Below are 16,181 nucleotides of genomic sequence, written 5' to 3' on the forward strand. Positions count from 1 at the left end.
GCGCCGGAATGCACCGCTGAGCGGGTGCAGCCATGCCCGGGAAGAGCAGCGCTACAGCGCTGCGCCCCGGCGCCTGGCCCACAGCCAGTGGTCCAGGCTCAGGCGACCGGCACCCTTGAGCAGCAGCGGCAGCAAGGCCACCAGGTAGATCAGCGGCAGCTTGAAGTTGCCGTGGCCCTGGTCGGTGATCGCATAGCCTTGCGCCAGCTCTGCCAGGCTCGACCAGTGTGCCGGCCAGTGCACGGCGGCGATCGCCACCAGGGTCACCACCATCAGTACCGCCGAGGCCAGGCGGGTGCCCAGGCCGAGCAACAGCAGCAGCGGGCAGAGCAGCTCGGCCCACAACGACAGTTGCCAGTTCAGGTCTGGCGGCAACAGGTCGAAGGGGAAGGGAAAGCTCGCTTGCAGGTCGGCGAACCAGTTGCTGCCGTTGAATTTTTCCCAGCCGGATTCGAAGAACTCCCAGGCCAGGAACAGCCGTAGCGGCAGGTCGGCGCTCCATTGGCCGAAACGCTCGAGGGTGGCGAAGGTGCGGGTCAGGGTGGTCATGGTGGGCATCTCGCAATCAGCAGGAAGGGACGGCTACAGCGCGACGCTTGCGCTGGGCCAGCTTGGCGGTGAACTTGAGGGCGATGGCGGCGAACATCAGGGCGAAGGCCAGCGGGTACCAGCCGCCCATGGGGATGCGCTTGTAGAACGACAGGCAGAACACTGCCGCCAGGGCCCAGCTGCCGGTGCTGTGCAGGGCCTTCCACGGGCCGGCGCCGAGCAGGCGCATGGGGGCCTTGAACGAGGTCAGGGTCAGCAGCAGGAGGAACAGGTAGCCGACCGTGCCCGGCAGGCTGGAGGTGACCGTGCGACCTGCCCAGAACAGTTCGGGGTACTGCCGGGCATAGAGGTAGATGAGTACGGCGTGCACGCTGTGCGAGAAGGCGAAGGCCAGCCCCAGGTAGCGCCGCTCACGCAGCAGGCGTCGGCTGCTGGTCCCGGGCAGCAGGGTGACCAGCGACGAGGCGAGGAAGGCCAGCAGGAACAGCGCGAAGGAGCTGCGCGCCGTGGCGCGGATGGCGCTGCGCAGGCCGTCCGAGCCCAGTGGGTGGGCGGCCAGTACCACGGCGGTCATCAGCAGGGTCAGGCCGGCCAGGGCGGCGAACAGCCTCCAACCGGAGGGTAGGGCGGAAGGTTTCATGCGTGAGGCTCCCAGGGTGTCCGGCGACGGCGGGGGCTGTCGCCTTGATGTGTCCGGGAGTGTGCGGGGGCGGGGTATCTGCAGTGTGTCGGTGGGCTGGGGGTTGTGTATCGTTGTGTAGAGGTTGGTGCCTAGGTGGCCGTGCATTGGGGCTGCAAAGCAGCCCCAGGTGCTGTAGCGGTGGCTTTGCTCGCGAAGGGGAAGGTCGCTTTCACCTCAACTCGACCTGGGCACAGAGCCCGCCACCTGCCCGGTTGCTCAGGGTCAGTTGCCCGCCCATGGCCTGGGTCAGTTGCTGGGCGATGGCCAGCCCCAGGCCGGTACCGCCGGTACTGCGGTTGCGCGAACCCTCGACCCGGTAGAACGGCTTGAGCACCTCGTCCAGCTCGTCGGCGGGAATACCGGGTCCGTCGTCGAGTACGCATATCCGCGTGACACCATCTCGATGGCTGACCTCCAGCTGCGCCGCCCCGGCGAACTTCAGGGCATTGTCCACCAGGTTCACCAGCACCCTGCGCAAGGCATGGGGGCGGGTATGCAGGGTGACATCGGTACTGCCGAGGCGCTCGACCTGCGCGCCGCTGTCCTGGTAGTCGAACACCAGGCTGTCGAGCAAGGCATCGAGGTTGACCCGGCAGGGCGCCTCGGTACTGCTGTCCATGCTGCGGGCATAGGCCACGCCTTCGCGCACCAGATGCTCCATGGCCGTCAGGTCGCTCCACAGCTTGTCCTTCTCCAGGCCGTCGTCCATCACCTCGACCCGCAGCTTCATCCGCGTGATCGGCGTCTGCAGGTCGTGGGAGATGGCCGCCAGCAGTTGCATGCGCTCCTTGAGGTAGGCGCTGATACGCGCCTGCAGGGCATTGAAGGCCACGGCGGCGTAGCGCACCTCGCGAGGGCCGCTTTCGTCCAGCTGTGGGCCTGGCCGGTCCGGGTCGAGGTCGTCCACCGCCCTGGCCAGGCGGGTCAGCGGGCGGATCGCCAGGCGTACCGCTAGCCAGGTGCAGAGCAACAGCAGCACCAGTTGAACCAGCAGCACCACCGGCAACCACGACGCCAATGGCACGCCCGCCGGGGTGACGTCGATGGTCAGCGGCGCGCCGTCGGCCAGGCGCAGGTGTACCTGGAAATGCGCATGCGGGCCGGGAATCTCCTGGAAGGTCAGGGCATAGTCCTGGCCGATCGCCTTGACGATCGACTCGGCAGCCATGGGGGGCGCCTCGCTGGGCATGGCCTGGCCGGCTTCGCCCTGGTCCAGCCGGTAGCGGTAGCTGTGGCGCGCCAGGCGCGGCAGCCAGGTGGCGCGCTCGGCAGCCGGCAAGCGGTCGAGGATGGCCACCGAGGTGGCCACGTCCAGTTCCAGGTTGCTCAGCATCATCGAGCGGCTGCTGATGTAGCGCTCGTAGAACTGCAGGCTGAACGACAGCCCGTAGGCCAGTACCAACCCGGTGAGGAAGATCAGGGCCAGGCGCGAGGCCAGGGTACGTGGCCACCTCATGACGGCGACTCGAGCAACTGCACCGGCAGGGAGAACACGTAGCCCTCGCTGCGCACGGTCTTGATGCAGGTCGGCTCGCGGGCATCGTCGCCCAGGCGCTGGCGCAGGCGGCTGACCAGCAGGTCGATGGAGCGGTCGAAGATGTCCGCCTCGCGGCCCTGGGTCAGGTTGAGCAGTTGCTCGCGGCTGAGTACCCGCTGCGGATGGTCGAGAAACACCCGCAACAGGCGGTATTCGGCGCCGCTCAGGGCTACCAGCGTGCCTTGGGTGTCGAGCAGGTGGCGGGCGGTGGTGTCCAGGCGCCAGTGGCCGAAGCCGATCAGTCGGCTGCTTTCGCTGATGGTCAGGTTGGGCGGCAGCATCCGCGTGCGGCGCAGCACGGCGTTGATCCGCGCCAGCAGCTCGCGAGCGGAGAACGGCTTGGTCAGGTAGTCGTCGGCGCCCATCTCCAGGCCGATGATGCGGTCGGTCTCGTCGTTGCGGGCGGTGAGCATCAGCACCGGCGTATTGCGATGCTTGCCGGCGCGCAGTTCGCGGCACAGCAGCAGGCCGTCGTCGCCGGGCATCATGATGTCGAGGACGATCAGGTCGACGCTGTTAGCCTCGAGGAACGTACGCATCTGCCGGCCATCGGCGACGATGCTGGTGCGCAGGCCGTTCTTCTTCAGGTAGTTGCCGACCAACTCGCGGATTTCCCGGTCGTCGTCGACGATCAGGATGTGATCGACGTGTTCCATCGGAGGGTTCCTGTCTGGGTGGGATGGGCGCAGTGTACCGGGGGCGGGGGCGCTTGCCTGCGGGGTTTTGTATTGCAGTGTATCCCGCGCCGCCAGGGATACAGGAAGAAGCACGTCGCCCGCTGCTTGGACACATCCGCGATACCTGGCGAGCGTGAAATGGCTCTCGACCGGGGAGATTCCACTCCCCACCTGCAAACCTTGCACAGGAGAGATGCCATGAACTTCAAGACCTTCGCCAGCGCCAGCCTGTTCGCCGTGCTCGGCCTCGGTGCCATCGCCGCCCAGGCTGCGACCAGCCCGACGGAAGACAGCCGGGTGATGCAGTACCGCTATGGCGACCGGCTGGACGTACAAAAAGTCCTGTCGGTGATGGACGACCCGAGCAATGCCTGCGGGGTGGTCAACACCCGCATGGACTACCTGGACTCCCAGGGCCGGCACCAGAGCGTGGAGTACCGCACCTACGCCACTGGCGGTTGCCATGAAAGCTGATCGACGCTTGTTGCTGAAGGCCGGCGGCGTGCTGCTGGCGCTGACGGGGCTGGGCCTGGCCGGCCAGTTGTTGGCCCGCGACAGCTACGGCGCCATGCCGTCGCTGTCTGGCGCCAGCGCCTGGCTCAACTCGCCGCCGCTGGACACCGAGGCGCTCAAGGGCAAGGTGGTGCTGGTGGACTTCTGGACCTGGGACTGCATCAACTGCCAGCGCAGCCTGCCGCATGTCGACGACTGGGCACGGCGCTATGCCGACCAGGGGCTGGTGGTGGTCGGTGTGCACACGCCGGAGTACGACTACGAGCACGACATCGGCCAGTTGCGCCGACAGGTGGCCAGGCTCGGCATCGGCTATCCGGTGGCGGTGGACAACGACTACCGGGTCTGGAACGCCTGGGGTAACCAGGCCTGGCCGGCCCATTACTTCGTCGATCGCCAGGGGCAGGTGCGCCATGTGCATTTCGGGGAGGGTGACTATGGCGGGCAGGAGAAGGTGATCCAGGCGTTGTTGGATGAGCGATTACCCAGCCCTTCGGACCGAGTCGGCCACGAATGATGCCCCTTGCAGGGGCCGGGTTGAGGCTTGTTCTGATGCTGGGGCGCGAAGCGCCCCCGCTTTCACAGGAAACTGGCGAAGTGCGCCTGCATCCGACCGGCATCCGCCACCCGCCCGCTGAACAGCTCGAACGCCTTCACCGCCTGGAACACCGCCATGCTCCCGCCGTCCAGCGTGCGGCAGCCCAGGGCCCGGGCATGGCGCAGCAGTTCGGTCTCCAGGGGGAAGTAGATGATTTCCGCCACCCATAGCCGGGCGTGCAGCAGCTCTACTGGCACCGGTGTGCCAGGCAGCTTGGCCATGCCCACCGGCGTGGTGTTGACCAGGCCGTCGGCGGTCGCCAGTGCATCGGCCAGGTCCGTGCCCAGCACGGCGCGATCGTTGCCGAAGCGGGCTTGGAGATTGTCCACCAGCGCCTGGGCACGGGCGCTGTCCACATCGAACAGCACCAGCCGCCGAACCCCTTCGCCGAGCAAGGCATGGGCCACCGCCGAGCCCGCGCCACCGGCGCCCATCTGTACCACCTGGTGTCGCGCCACGTCCGCCAGGCCACGCCGGAAGCCTTCGGCGAAGCCCAGGCAATCGGTATTGTGGCCGACCCGCTTGCCATCCTTGAGCACCACGGTATTCACCGCACCGATGCCGCGGGCCTCCTCCGACAGTTCGTCGAGCAGCGGCAGGATCGCCTGCTTGAAGGGGTAGGTGATGTTCAGCCCGGTGAAGCCGGTGTGCTGGGCGGCCTCGAGCAGGCCGGGCAGGGCGCTGTCGTCCAGGCCCAGTTGGTCGGCATCGATCAGCCGGTAGAGGTAGCGCAGGGCCTGGGCATCGCCTTCGCGTTCGTGCAGCGCCGGGGTGCGTGAGGCCTGGATGCCGCGGCCGATCAGCCCGGCGAGGATGCTCGGGCGGTTCATGCGGCCTGCTCCCCGAGCAACCGGGCGAAGTGTGCCAGAGCCAGGCGGTAGCCGTGGCTACCCAGGCCGCAGATGACCCCGATGGCGATCGACGACACGAACGAGATGTGCCGGAACGGCTCGCGTTTGTGCACATTGGACAGATGCACCTCGATCACCGGCAGTTCGCTGGCCACCAGGGCGTCACGGATCGCCACCGAGGTGTGGGTCCAGGCACCGGGGTTGATCAAGATTCCGGCACAACGGCCGCGGGCAGCGTGGATCCAGTCGATCAGCTCGCCTTCGTGGTTGGTCTGGCGGAACTCGATCTGCAGGCCCAGCGCGTGCGCGCTGTCGGCGCAGCCGTGGGCCAGGTCGGCAAGGGTTTCATGGCCGTAGTTGGCCGGCTCGCGGGTGCCGAGCAGGTTCAGGTTGGGGCCGTTGAGCACGAGGATCAAGGGTGTCATGGCGGGCATCGCTTTGTTGTTGTTGGATGCCTGATAATTGTACTACCTGGTTAGTTTCGTCAATTGAGGGGCACCGTTGGCGAATGAAAGTGGGCGATTATCGAACGCAGCGGGGTTGCCTGAACCAACCCCGCCGCGAAGAGCACGCCGGGTACAGCGCCTAACCGAGCTCCTTGACCGCCTGAGGCTGCTGGCTGCCGCAGCTTTCGTCATGCAGCGAGATCCGCGAGGTTTCCGGCAGGGCCAGCCCTCCCACCAGCGCTACCAGGGCGATGACCACCAGGTAGAACGCCGGCGCCAGGCTGCTGCCGGTCTGGCTGATCAGCCAGGTGGCCACCAGCGGTGCGGTGCCGCCGAACAGGGTGTAGGCCACGTTGTAGGTGATTGCCGAGGCGGTGTAGCGGGTGCGGGTCGGGAAGCTCTCCGAGAGCAGCGCGGCGGTGACCACACCGCTGAGCAGGGCGCCGATCGCCAGCAGGATCACCCCCAGCAGCGCCCCGGACAGCGACCCGGAACTGGCCAGCCAGTAGGCCGGGAACACCGCCACCATCACCCACAGGCAGGTGAAGCCGATGGTCCGGCGCCGGCCGACCCGGTCGGAAAAGGCCCCGGCCAGCGGGCAGCCGACGGCAGCGAACAGCAGGGCCACGGTGGACACCAGCAGCGACTGGGCGCGGGTCAGGTTGCCGACCATCTGCAGGTAGGTGGAGAAGTAGGTGGTGAACATGTAGAACGACAGCGCCGTCAGCGAGATGAACGCTCCGAGGTTGCGGATCGCCCGGCCATGGTGGCGCAGGGTTTCCTTGAGCGGCGAATGGGCGTGCTCTTTACCCTGCTTGCCCTGCGCCATGGCTTCGCGGAACGCCGGCGTTTCCTCCATGCGCCAACGCAGGTAGAGGCCGACCAGCCCCAGGGGCGCGGCCACCAGGAAGGGAATGCGCCAACCCCAGGCGTTCATCGCCTCGGGCGACAGGCTGGCTTCCAGGGCGTAGGCGATCACGGCCGCGCAGGCGAAGGCGGAGAAGGTCGAGACAGGGACGAAGCTGCCATAGAAGGCGCGCTTGTCGTTGGGGGCATGTTCCATCAGGTAGGCACAGGCGCCGGCGTATTCGCCGCCGGCGGAAAAGCCTTGCAGGCAGCGGGCCAGGGTCAGCAGCGCCGGGGCGGCCAGGCCGATGCTGGCGTAGGTCGGCAGCAGGCCGATCAGGGTGGTGGAGCCAGCCATCAGCAGGATCGTCAGCGACAGGATGCGCTTGCGCCCCAGGCGGTCGCCCAGCGCGCCGAAGACGATGCCACCCAGCGGACGCAGGGCGAAGGCCACGGCGAACACGGCGAAGGTCTTGAGCAGGGCGACACTGGCATCGCCGCTGGCGAAGAATTGGCTGGCGATCAGGGTGGCGAGGAAACCATAGACGGCGAAGTCGAACCATTCGACGAAGTTGCCGATGGCCGAGGCGGCGATCACCCGGCGCAGGGTGGCGGGGGATACCTCATGGGGTGCGGGCATGCGGATGCTCTCCGGTCTGGGTAGGCAGCCTGGACGGAAGTGGCGCGGTCAGGCCGCGCCATCGTTGTTGTCTGGCCCAGTAGACCGGCAGCGGGGGGCGGGTGCTTCTTCATGGGCGACATCGGGATGCCTGTTTCGACCGCCGTACCGGTCTTCCGTGGCGCGAAGCGGCCCCAAGGCAGGGGCCTCAGCCAGCCCTCGCCTGGCCCCTCAGAAGCGCAGGTCCATGGCCACCTCGAACGTCCGCGGCGCGCCCATGTAGTACTGCCCGCCATAGGCCTGCTTGGCATACAGCTCATCGGTCAGGTTGCGCACCCGTGCGGTGAGCGCGGTGTGTTCGTCCAACCGGTAGCGGGCGAAGGCGCCCAGCAGGGTGTAGGCCGGTGCCTTGAGGGTGTTGGCATTATCGGTGTACACCGAGTCGACATAGCGCGCATCCATCCCCACCGCCCAGGCCGGGCCGAAGCTGTAGGTCAGCCACAGGTTGCCGACGTTGGCCGGCACGTTCACCGGGGCATTGCCCTTGCGCGACACCGACACGCCATTGACTGCCTCGTTGAATTCGTCGTACTGCGCGTCGACATAGGCATAGTTGGCCTCGGCCAGCAGTTGCGGCGTGACCTGCAGGCGCGCGGACAGCTCGATGCCGCGAGAGGTCTGCTGGCCGGCCTGGACGGTCAGGTTGGGATCGCGGGAATCGCGCACGGCGAAATCCTTGCGCACGATCTGGTACACCGCCACGGTCGCCGCGCCACGCCCGTCGAGGAAGTCGAACTTGCTGCCGGCCTCCCACTGCTCGCCCTTGGACAGGTCGAACAGGCCCACGTTGGAGTAGGTCGCCGAGGCCAGCGAGCCGGCAGGCAGGTCGGCGGAGGTGCTGTACTGCAGGTAGACGCTGGCCGAAGGTGTCAGCTCGTAGGTCAGCCCCACACGGCCGCTCAGCGGCTCCCAGCGCCGTTCGAAGAACGCCGGGCTGGTGGGCGTGACCGTGCCATAGTTGGTCACCTCCATGTCCAGGTAGTCGTAGCGCAGGCCGGTGAGCAGGGCCAGGCGTTCGGTCAGCTGCAAGCGGTTCTCGGCGAACAGGGCACGGTTGGTCACCTCGTGGCGGCGTTGCTTGGTGAGGCCCGCGTTCACCCCGGGGATGTCATCGAAGCTGCCCGGATCGAAATGCTCCGGGTCGACCACGTCGCTCCAGCTGCCGGAGGTCGGGTACAGGGTCTGGCGCATGCGCGAGTAGTCCAGGCCCAGCGACCACTGGCTGGCCAGGCCCAGCACCTGGTTGTCGTGGCGCAGCTCTACTCGGTCGCCCAGCACGTTCTGCTGGTGGCGCTGCAGGTAGGGGCTGGCGCGCACGACCTTGCCGTCGTTGTCGTAGCGGTAGCTTTCGAGGTTGCGATAGTCGCGCTCGGCGTTGTAGTGGTACAGGGTGTTCTGCACGCTGGTGCTGTCGCCGAGCTGGTAATCGAGGATCGAGCGCACCCAGCGCACCCGCTGTTCGTAGCGGCCGTCGCCGACGTTGTAGTTCTCGAAGCGGCGGCTCTTGTCGATCTTCATGGTGCTACGGCCCGGCAGGATCGGCGAGCCCCAGTAGGGGCTGTCTTCCTTGTCCTCCTGGTACTCCAGCGCCAGGGTATGGGTGAGGTTGGGCGACAGGTCGCTGAGCACGGAGAAGGCCAGGCTGTCGGTCCAGCGTTCGTTGCGGTCGACATAGCCGTTGCCATGTCCGTGGCTGAAGTCCAGGCGGGCGAAATGCCGGGCATCGGCGGGGTTGTCGGCCAGGGCCTGGTTGATGCCGAAGGCGATCTCGGAATCATCGTAGCTGCCATAGCGCAGCCGGCCGTCGAAGGTCTGTGCGTCGCGGCTGGCCAGCTTGCTGATGTAGTTGATCGAGCCGCCCACGGCGCCGGCGCCATGCAGGAACGACGACGGCCCGCCGATCAGCTCGACGCGGTCGATCACCCAGGCGTCCAGCGGGCGGGTGGCGCTGCTGTAGCCAAGGTTGATGCCGTTGAACAGCTGGGTGACCTGGTTCTGGGTGAAGCCCCGGTAGGACACGAAGCCGCCATAGCCTGGGTTGGCCGAGGCGTTCACTCCGGTCATGGCATTGATCACGTCCTGGGTGTCCTTGGCGCCGCGCGCCTCGATCACGTTGCGGTCCGAGACGCTCACCGAGGCGGGTGTCTGCCGTGCCGTCAGGCCAAGCCGCGAGCCGGTGCGGATCGGTTCGTCCAGTTGCACGCCCGAGGGGGCTTCGCGTTCGCCATCGACGGTGGTGACGGTCAGTTCGATGGGCGCAGGGGCCGCCCAGGCAGAGGTGCAGGTGCCCAACAGGAGCACCAGGGAGGTGTTGCGAATCATGTTGTTGTGTCTTCCACACAAAGGTGATGGCTGACCGGCCGCGCACGCCAGTGCGCCCGGCCAAGGTCAGGCGTAGGTTGCTGCTGCGGGAAGGACGGCGGGGGAGGCGCGAGGATTGAGGGCCGGGCGCAGGTCGCGCGGCGGCGGCTGCGCCCAACTGCGTACGACGATAGGTGAGGGGGCGTTGCCCTGGCGCGCGGCGAAGGACCAGCCGGCAGTGGACAGCGGGACAGCCAGGGCGAAGGACGAGCACACCGGGCAGTCGAGCTGGGCCATGTGCGCATCGCCGCCAGCACCGGCCAGGTCGATGGCCGGGCCATGGTCGCTGGACACCGAGCAGAAACCACCTTCCAGCCCGGCCAGGCGCAGGCCGTTCATCTGGCCGTGGTGCAGGCCGCACAGCAATAGGCTGAACAGGACGCTGGCGTAGAGCGTCCAGGCGGTCAGCGAGCGTGTCCGGCGGGAGGTTTTCATGGCGGCGAATCTATCATTCGGATGGATCGCCGGGATAGAGGGCCGGTGTGGTGGATTGTCGCAATGCCGGTTGGGGGCGGCTAAAGCCGGCCCTGCTTCAGGCCGAACGCCGCGCCGGCTCGGTTTGGGCCTCCGCGATGACCTGTTCGCGTCGCACGCCATCGTCTGCAAAGCCTTGACTGATGCTCCGTTGACGTATCAGGCCGCCCGCTCCAGCACATCCAGCAAGTCGGCGAACGCCAGCGACAGCATGTGCCGCGGTGCCAGGTGCACCAACGGTATCGCGGCCTCGTGGGACTCTCGCATCTTGATCGAGCTGCCCAGGTACACCGGCAGCACCGGCAAGCCTTCGGCGCGCAACTGATCGATCAGGGTCTGGTGCAGGGCGGTGCGTCCGGCGAACTGGTTGACCACCACGCCCTCGACCTGAAGCGCCGTATTGTGGTCCTGGCGCAGCTCCTCCACCTCAGCCATGACACTGCGCAGCGCCTGGTACGAAAAACGGTCGCAATCGAACGGGATCAACAGGCGTTCGGCCGCCACCAGGGCGCTGAAGGTGTAGAAATTCAACGCCGGCGGGGTATCGATGTAGATCCGCTCGTAGTCCTCGGCGAGCGCCACCAGCAGCTTGCGCAGCTTGTTGATCTTGAACTTGCTCTGCAGGTGTGTCTGCAGGTCGGTCAGGTCCGGGCTGGCGGTGATCAGGTGCAGGTTGTCGTAGCGGGTCTCGGTGATCGCCACGCGGTTCTTCTTGCCGGCCGCCGTGGCGCAGAGGGTCTGGCGGAAGAAGTCGGTGATGCCCGAGGGGATCGCGTCGCCGGCAAGCCCCGTGAGGTAGTAGGTGGCGTTGGCCTGGGGATCGAGGTCGACCAGCAGTGTCCGGTAACCTTCGGCGGCGCTGGCGGCGGCGAGGTTGCAGGCGATGCTGGACTTGCCGACGCCACCTTTCTGATTGAATACGACACGACGCATGGACAGTTCATCCCTGAATGGAAAATGTCAGAACAGGGACAATCCTATGAAGCAAAGATGACAGTATTAAGACAAGACTTGTTACATCTACCGCGCGTCACACCGGCCTCTACGCCTCGCCAGGCGCGACCTTCACTCGGTTGCGTCCATCCTGCTTGGCCGCATACAGCGCCCGGTCCGCCCGGCTGAGCGTATCGGCCGGCGTATCCGTGCCCGTCGCTTGCCAGTGGGCGATGCCCAGGGAAACGGTCACCGCACCTACCGGCTCGATGGGCGTGTCCTGCACGCACAGGCGCAGGCGCTGCGCCACGCTGGTGGCGACCTCCAGGCTGGCCCCCGGCAGCAGCATGAGGAACTCCTCGCCACCGGTGCGGCACAGGACGTCGCCCTCCCGGCAACAGCCGCGCATCAGCTCCGCCAAGCGGCGCAATACCTGGTCGCCGATATCGTGGCCGTGGCCATCGTTGATGCGCTTGAAATGATCGACATCCAGCACCACTGCGCAGAAGTCGCGCCCTTCGGCCTCCAACTGTGCCAGGCTGAGCTCCAGGCTGCGGCGGTTGCCCAGCCCTGTGAGCGGGTCGGTCTGGGCGTCCTGGCGCAGCCTGCCTATGCGCTCTTGCAGCAGGTTCAGGCCGAACAGCAAGGCGCGCTTGAGTTCGGCGGCCTCGAAATACCAGGCCCTGACCTGGTGCAGGTGCGCCGCGGTTCCGACCCTGTCCAGTGCCCGTGCGCCGGCGGCCAGTTGCCAGAGCGGGCGGGTGATGGCCAGGGCCAGCCACCACAGGGCCAGGCTGCCGGCCAAGGCGAGCGGCACGGAAATGTCGATGACATCGAGGATCAGCTGGCGCAGCGGGACCACGGTCTGTGCCAGGGGCTGTTGGGCCACCACGCCCCAACCGGTGCTTGGCACCGTGGCGAAGCCTGCGAGCATTTCCACGCCATCGCTGTTGACCACCTGCTGGGTGCCACTGTTTAGGGTGGCGAGCTGGTCGACCAGGATGTTGCCCTTGACCAGCGTACCGACGCGCTGGGCGTCCGGGTGATAGAGCAGGCGCCGGTTGCGATCGACCACATAGAGGTAGGAGCCGTCCTTGTAGAAGTGTTCGCCGAGCAGGCTGTTGAAGATGTTCTGTTCACGCAGGTACAGGCTGCCGCCCACATAGCCCAGGTACTTGCCGTGGCTGTCGAAGATCGGCTGCGACAAGGCCACCACCAGGTTGTCGGCCACCGAGAGGAAGGGCATGGACACCAGCGTCTGTCGCTCCCGCAGCGCCTCCAGTGCGCCAGGCGTCTGCAGGCGGGTGCCGAGCATCTTGCGCAGCGGTGCTGGCGAGATCGCCCGCAGCACACCCTGGGCATCGACCACGAATACCGAGTTGAAGACATTGCCCTGCTGCATCAGGCGTTCGGTTTCTGCCTGCAGCGCCATGGGTTCATCCAGTCGCTGTCCTTGCAGCTGGGCGCTGACGGCCAACTGCTGCAGCGTGCTGCCGAGGAAGGTCTCGGTGATCGACGCCAGTTTCGCCGCATAGACACGGTTGGCCTCCAGGGCGTGGTCGATCAGTAACTGGCGTTGTACCCGGTAGCTGGCAAAGTAGCTGGTCAGCAGCATCACCACGGCGGTGAGTGCGCAGAGAACGAGGATCAGCGTGCGCAGATCCAGGCGCAGGCCTTTCTTGGCGTGTGGCAATCCTGACCTCATCGATGGGGGAAGGGGATAACCTTACCTGTTATGAGGGATGGCGGCTATCGGTACAGCGCAGGGCTGCGCGCAGTGTCGTATCAGTCGTCGGTTGTCTCCAGCCCGGCCAGGTCTTCCTCTATCTGCTGCATGCGTTCCTGGGCCCGTGCCTGGGCCTTTTCATCGTTGGCGCTTTCACGCATCAGGCGGGTCAGTTTCTCGCTGAGCCGCTGGCCTTCCTCGGTTTCGTTCAGCGCCCTGGCCTTCACGGGGTCGTGGGTCGCTGCGACGATGGTGTCGAACTCGGCATCGTCGAAGTGCTTCTCGCTGTAGAGCTTGAACAGGTCCTGGCGCTGGTCCTGCACCGTCAGGTGCTTGCGCAGCACGCCCTCGATCGCGTCCTTGGAGAGTTGCGGGTGGGTCTTGGTCAGCAACGTGGCCATCCTGTCGATATTGTGATCGTAGGCCTCCTGCAAGGGCAGGTTGGCCAGGATCTGCTCTTCACGGGTGGGCTTCTGGTCGCAGGCGGCGAGAACGCCGAGCAAGAGCAAGGGCAGCAGTGGGCGAAGGCGTGGCATCGGGTGGCCTTGGGCGCGTGGTGGGAGGGGACCGCCTGGCACCATACCATCAATCGGGCGGCTCGTTCAGGCGATGGGCCTTGCGGCCTGCTGTCAGAATCCACCTGTCAGTGGATACTCGACGGCCAGGCGAATCTGGTCGGCATCCAGCTCCGCCTGCGCGGTGTTGCCCCGGTGCACGTTGTGCCGCAGCGAGAACGCCGTGCCCTTGGCCTTGCCGCCCTGTACCACGTATCGCGCCTCCAGGTCGCGCTCCCAGTGCTTGCCGCCCTTGCCGTAGCCCAGGTAGGCGTAGCCTCCGTTGGGGTCGGCATGGCTGCCGTCGATGTCGAAGCCACGCACGTACAGGGCGCTCAGGTTCAGCCCTGGTATTCCGTAGGCGCCCATGTCCAGGTCGTACCGCGCCTGCCAGGACTTTTCATTGGGGGCGTTGAAATCGGACAGCTGCACGGCGTTGCCGATGAAGATCGCACCACGGGTTACGTAGTCGAACGGGGTATCGCCATCCACCTGCTGCCAACCGAGGCTGAAGGTATGCGGCCCTTGGCGGTAGCGCGAGACCAGGCTCCAGGTGGTGTTGTCGATGCGCCCGGAGAGGGCCTTGCCGGTGTCGGTGGTGCGGTACAGGTTCAGGTCCAGGCTCAGGCTGCGTCGGTCATCCAGGGCATGGCTGAGGGTGCTGCCGAGGTAGTGCTGGTTCCAGGTGTCTGCGTAGCGCGAGGTGTAGAGGCTGGCACTGAATGCGGCGTCAGGGTTCCACACCGCGCCTGCGAGGTCGACGCTGTCGCCCTGGCGGGCATTGGAGTAGTTCACCACGAAGCCTTGGTCGTGGCTCGACGCATGGCGGTCGGTGCTTTCGTTGAAGTGTCCGGCCACCAGCTTGAGCGTGTCGATGTCGTTGCTGCTGAGGAAGAAACCGGTGGCGGTCTCGGGCAGCAGGCGGCTGTCGGAGGAACTGAACACCGGGGTCTTCACCCGTTGCTCGCCATAGGCCAGCACGGTGTTGGCTACGCGCAGCTTCACCGCTGCGCCACCGCGGCTGTATTCGTTCTTGGGGTGACCTTGGTTGTCCACGCCCAGCAGCCGGGCCTTGCCGGCGCGGCCGCCACCGCTGTCGAGTTGCACGCCGAAGTAGGCGTGGGCATCGACGCCGACTCCGACCAAGCCTTGGGTGAAGCCAGATTGAAAGGTGCCCATCAGGCCGTAGGCCCATTCCTCGGCCTTGCCGTTGCGTTCGGCGCGAGGCTTGTAGGCGTTGCGTGCGCTGCTGTTGCGTGCGCCATGGCGATAGTCGCGCTGGTCGAACACGCTGCGGTTGAGCAGGTGCCAGTTGCTGTCTTCGACAAAGCCTTTGGATTGGTATTGGGCGGAGTCGGCCAAGGCCAGCGGCGCACACAGGGCGCTGGCCAGAAGCGCAGGGACGGTGCGTCGCGGCATGGAGCGCTGCGAAAACAGGTGGATCGAGGCGTCGGGCATTCAGAAGTACTTGAGCCAGGCGATGTCGCGGCGACGGGATTTCAGGCGCGCGAACCCGCGCACTGGCAGGTACAGTGCCACGGCCAGCAGAATCGCGGTAAGCCATACCGCACCGATGCCGTCGAAGCCGAAGTAGTCGCCCTGGTTCAGGCCGAACAGGGCGACGCAGGCCAGGTACAGGAGCTTCAGCACATACAGGTGCAGCAGGTAGAAGAACATCGGCGCAGCACCGAACACCGCCAGCACACCGATCCAGCGCGCCTGGCCTGCGCGCTCGAAACCGCGCAGCAGGAGCAGCCCGAAGCCCAGGGTCAGGGCCAGGAACAGCAGCGACGGTGGGTACTTGGTGATGTTGAAGAAGCTCATCAGGGTCTGCACCAGGGTCGGGTAGCCGCTCCAGGGCGCTTCGCCGTAGCCGTTGAGCAGGCGCAGCGCGATGAAACCGAGCAGGGCGAGGGCGCCGGCCAGCAGCAGGCGGTGCTGGCGCGTGCCGGCATCGCTGCCGCGTGCGAACCACGGGCCCAGGCCATAGCCCAGGGCGATCACGCCGATCCACGGCAGCACCGGGTAGGAAGTGCGCAGGCGAAGGGTTTCGGAGAACGCCAGCCAGCCACGGTCATGCAGGATGGCCCAGGGCACGTGCATCATCGACCCTTCGGCGACGTGCAGCCCATCGAGCAGGTTGTGCCCGGCGACGATGAGCGCGCCGATGGCGATCAACGCCGCGCGCGGCAGCCAGACCAGCAGCGACAGGGCGATCATGCTCAGGCCGATGGCCCAGATCACCTGCAGGTAGATCACGCTTGGCGGCAGTTGGAAGGTCCAGGCGAAGTTGACCAAGGTGAATTCCAGCGCCACGAGGAACAGGCCACGCTTGAACAGGAACGCCGAGACGTCGCCACGGCCCTGGTGCTTCTCGCCGTAGAGCCAGGCACTGAGGCCGGTCAACAGCACGAACACCGGCGCACACAGGTGGGCCAGGGTACGGCTGGCGAACAGGGCCGGCTCGGTGGCGTCGATGGCCATCGGATCGCTGACTTGGCGATGCAGGAAGAAGGTTTCGCGCACGTGGTCCAGCAGCATGAACAGGATGACCAGGCCGCGCAGGGCGTCGATGCTTTGCAGGCGCTGGGTGAGCAGGGTTGGGGTGGGGGAGGCGCTTGTCATGGGGGCAGGCAAGAGGGATTGTGAGATGAAATGTTATCTTATAACTATTTGTTGAGGTTCGATAGCGCTTTTTCAGGTGGGGGGCTGTGCGATGGGCTGCAAAGCAGCCCCAGTACCGCTCAATTGGAGA

The 16,181-nt window shown here is 66.4% G+C and carries 16 protein-coding genes; 2 read left to right on the top strand and 14 right to left on the bottom strand.

Going from position 1 to position 16,181, the window contains the following annotated elements; genetic code table 11:
* Positions 1-51: 51 nt before the first annotated feature.
* From ABFA30_RS13895 to ABFA30_RS13910, 4 genes are all read right to left on the bottom strand, one after another.
* On the bottom strand, positions 52-549 hold the full coding sequence (locus ABFA30_RS13895; RefSeq protein ID WP_225789686.1) for a DoxX family protein: 498 nt from the start codon (positions 547-549) through the stop codon (positions 52-54).
* Between the two features lie 16 nt (positions 550-565).
* Positions 566-1,189 carry a ferric reductase-like transmembrane domain-containing protein gene (locus tag ABFA30_RS13900; protein ID WP_225789685.1) on the bottom strand — a complete coding sequence of 208 codons (624 nt, stop codon included), beginning with the start codon at positions 1,187-1,189 and terminating at the stop codon, positions 566-568.
* Positions 1,190-1,400: 211 nt separating this feature from the next.
* On the bottom strand, positions 1,401-2,687 hold the full coding sequence (locus ABFA30_RS13905; protein WP_225789684.1) for a sensor histidine kinase: 1,287 nt from the start codon (positions 2,685-2,687) through the stop codon (positions 1,401-1,403).
* Positions 2,684-3,424 carry a response regulator gene (locus ABFA30_RS13910; RefSeq protein WP_225789683.1) on the bottom strand — a complete coding sequence of 247 codons (741 nt, stop codon included), beginning with the start codon at positions 3,422-3,424 and terminating at the stop codon, positions 2,684-2,686. The genes ABFA30_RS13905 and ABFA30_RS13910 overlap by 4 nt, the downstream gene beginning before the upstream one ends.
* Before the next feature lie 219 nt (positions 3,425-3,643).
* Between ABFA30_RS13910 and ABFA30_RS13915 the strand changes: the two genes are divergently transcribed.
* Positions 3,644-3,919 (top strand): DUF2790 domain-containing protein, encoded by a 276-nt coding sequence (locus tag ABFA30_RS13915; RefSeq protein WP_225789682.1) that lies wholly within the window; start codon positions 3,644-3,646, stop codon positions 3,917-3,919.
* Positions 3,909-4,475, top strand: a complete 567-nt coding sequence (locus tag ABFA30_RS13920; protein WP_225789681.1) for a thioredoxin family protein — start codon at positions 3,909-3,911, stop codon at positions 4,473-4,475. The genes ABFA30_RS13915 and ABFA30_RS13920 overlap by 11 nt, the downstream gene beginning before the upstream one ends.
* Before the next feature lie 62 nt (positions 4,476-4,537).
* Here ABFA30_RS13920 and ABFA30_RS13925 read toward each other — a convergent pair whose 3' ends face one another.
* The 10 genes from ABFA30_RS13925 to ABFA30_RS13970 form a co-directional block, all read right to left on the bottom strand.
* The gene (locus ABFA30_RS13925; protein ID WP_253080326.1) at positions 4,538-5,386 is read right to left on the bottom strand and encodes a shikimate dehydrogenase; all 849 of its coding nucleotides are present in this window, start codon (positions 5,384-5,386) and stop codon (positions 4,538-4,540) included.
* Positions 5,383-5,832 carry a type II 3-dehydroquinate dehydratase gene (aroQ, locus tag ABFA30_RS13930; protein WP_225789679.1) on the bottom strand — a complete coding sequence of 150 codons (450 nt, stop codon included), beginning with the start codon at positions 5,830-5,832 and terminating at the stop codon, positions 5,383-5,385. The genes ABFA30_RS13925 and aroQ overlap by 4 nt, the downstream gene beginning before the upstream one ends.
* A gap of 160 nt (positions 5,833-5,992) precedes the next feature.
* A complete protein-coding gene (locus ABFA30_RS13935; protein ID WP_253080325.1) occupies positions 5,993-7,339 on the bottom strand; it encodes an MFS transporter in 1,347 nt (448 codons plus the stop codon).
* A 210-nt stretch (positions 7,340-7,549) separates the two neighbouring features.
* Entirely contained in the window at positions 7,550-9,700 is a 2,151-nt protein-coding gene (locus tag ABFA30_RS13940) for a TonB-dependent receptor (RefSeq protein ID WP_410045579.1), read from the bottom strand.
* A 66-nt stretch (positions 9,701-9,766) separates the two neighbouring features.
* Positions 9,767-10,174 carry a DUF2946 family protein gene (locus ABFA30_RS13945; RefSeq protein ID WP_225789676.1) on the bottom strand — a complete coding sequence of 136 codons (408 nt, stop codon included), beginning with the start codon at positions 10,172-10,174 and terminating at the stop codon, positions 9,767-9,769.
* Positions 10,175-10,372: 198 nt separating this feature from the next.
* Positions 10,373-11,146 (bottom strand): ParA family protein, encoded by a 774-nt coding sequence (locus ABFA30_RS13950; protein WP_410045580.1) that lies wholly within the window; start codon positions 11,144-11,146, stop codon positions 10,373-10,375.
* 109 nt (positions 11,147-11,255) lie between these two features.
* Positions 11,256-12,839: a diguanylate cyclase gene (locus tag ABFA30_RS13955; protein WP_410045581.1), complete on the bottom strand. Its 1,584-nt coding sequence runs from the start codon at positions 12,837-12,839 to the stop codon at positions 11,256-11,258.
* 92 nt (positions 12,840-12,931) lie between these two features.
* Positions 12,932-13,408, bottom strand: coding sequence for a hypothetical protein (locus tag ABFA30_RS13960; RefSeq protein ID WP_410045582.1), 477 nt, complete (start codon positions 13,406-13,408; stop codon positions 12,932-12,934).
* A 93-nt stretch (positions 13,409-13,501) separates the two neighbouring features.
* Positions 13,502-14,845 carry an OprD family porin gene (locus ABFA30_RS13965; protein ID WP_410046043.1) on the bottom strand — a complete coding sequence of 448 codons (1,344 nt, stop codon included), beginning with the start codon at positions 14,843-14,845 and terminating at the stop codon, positions 13,502-13,504.
* A 39-nt stretch (positions 14,846-14,884) separates the two neighbouring features.
* Positions 14,885-16,051, bottom strand: coding sequence for a DUF1624 domain-containing protein (locus ABFA30_RS13970; protein WP_225789662.1), 1,167 nt, complete (start codon positions 16,049-16,051; stop codon positions 14,885-14,887).
* Between the last annotated feature and the right edge of the window lie 130 nt (positions 16,052-16,181).

Source organism: Pseudomonas sp. HLMP, from assembly GCF_046365545.1.
GTDB lineage: Bacteria > Pseudomonadota > Gammaproteobacteria > Pseudomonadales > Pseudomonadaceae > Aquipseudomonas > Aquipseudomonas guariconensis_B.

Bases quoted from the DNA above. Each gene is read 5' to 3' on its own strand.
- ABFA30_RS13945 (WP_225789676.1), bottom strand. From the start codon at position 10,174: ATGAAAACCTCCCGCCGGACACGCTCGCTGACCGCCTGGACGCTCTAC.
- ABFA30_RS13965 (WP_410046043.1), bottom strand. From the start codon at position 14,845: ATGCCGCGACGCACCGTCCCTGCGCTTCTGGCCAGCGCCCTGTGTGCG.
- ABFA30_RS13970 (WP_225789662.1), bottom strand. From the start codon at position 16,051: ATGACAAGCGCCTCCCCCACCCCAACCCTGCTCACCCAGCGCCTGCAA.
- ABFA30_RS13950 (WP_410045580.1), bottom strand. From the start codon at position 11,146: ATGCGTCGTGTCGTATTCAATCAGAAAGGTGGCGTCGGCAAGTCCAGC.
- ABFA30_RS13900 (WP_225789685.1), bottom strand. From the start codon at position 1,189: ATGAAACCTTCCGCCCTACCCTCCGGTTGGAGGCTGTTCGCCGCCCTG.
- ABFA30_RS13925 (WP_253080326.1), bottom strand. From the start codon at position 5,386: ATGAACCGCCCGAGCATCCTCGCCGGGCTGATCGGCCGCGGCATCCAG.
- ABFA30_RS13915 (WP_225789682.1), top strand. From the start codon at position 3,644: ATGAACTTCAAGACCTTCGCCAGCGCCAGCCTGTTCGCCGTGCTCGGC.
- ABFA30_RS13960 (WP_410045582.1), bottom strand. From the start codon at position 13,408: ATGCCACGCCTTCGCCCACTGCTGCCCTTGCTCTTGCTCGGCGTTCTC.
- ABFA30_RS13940 (WP_410045579.1), bottom strand. From the start codon at position 9,700: ATGATTCGCAACACCTCCCTGGTGCTCCTGTTGGGCACCTGCACCTCT.
- aroQ (WP_225789679.1), bottom strand. From the start codon at position 5,832: ATGACACCCTTGATCCTCGTGCTCAACGGCCCCAACCTGAACCTGCTC.
- ABFA30_RS13920 (WP_225789681.1), top strand. From the start codon at position 3,909: ATGAAAGCTGATCGACGCTTGTTGCTGAAGGCCGGCGGCGTGCTGCTG.
- ABFA30_RS13905 (WP_225789684.1), bottom strand. From the start codon at position 2,687: ATGAGGTGGCCACGTACCCTGGCCTCGCGCCTGGCCCTGATCTTCCTC.
- ABFA30_RS13910 (WP_225789683.1), bottom strand. From the start codon at position 3,424: ATGGAACACGTCGATCACATCCTGATCGTCGACGACGACCGGGAAATC.
- ABFA30_RS13935 (WP_253080325.1), bottom strand. From the start codon at position 7,339: ATGCCCGCACCCCATGAGGTATCCCCCGCCACCCTGCGCCGGGTGATC.
- ABFA30_RS13895 (WP_225789686.1), bottom strand. From the start codon at position 549: ATGACCACCCTGACCCGCACCTTCGCCACCCTCGAGCGTTTCGGCCAA.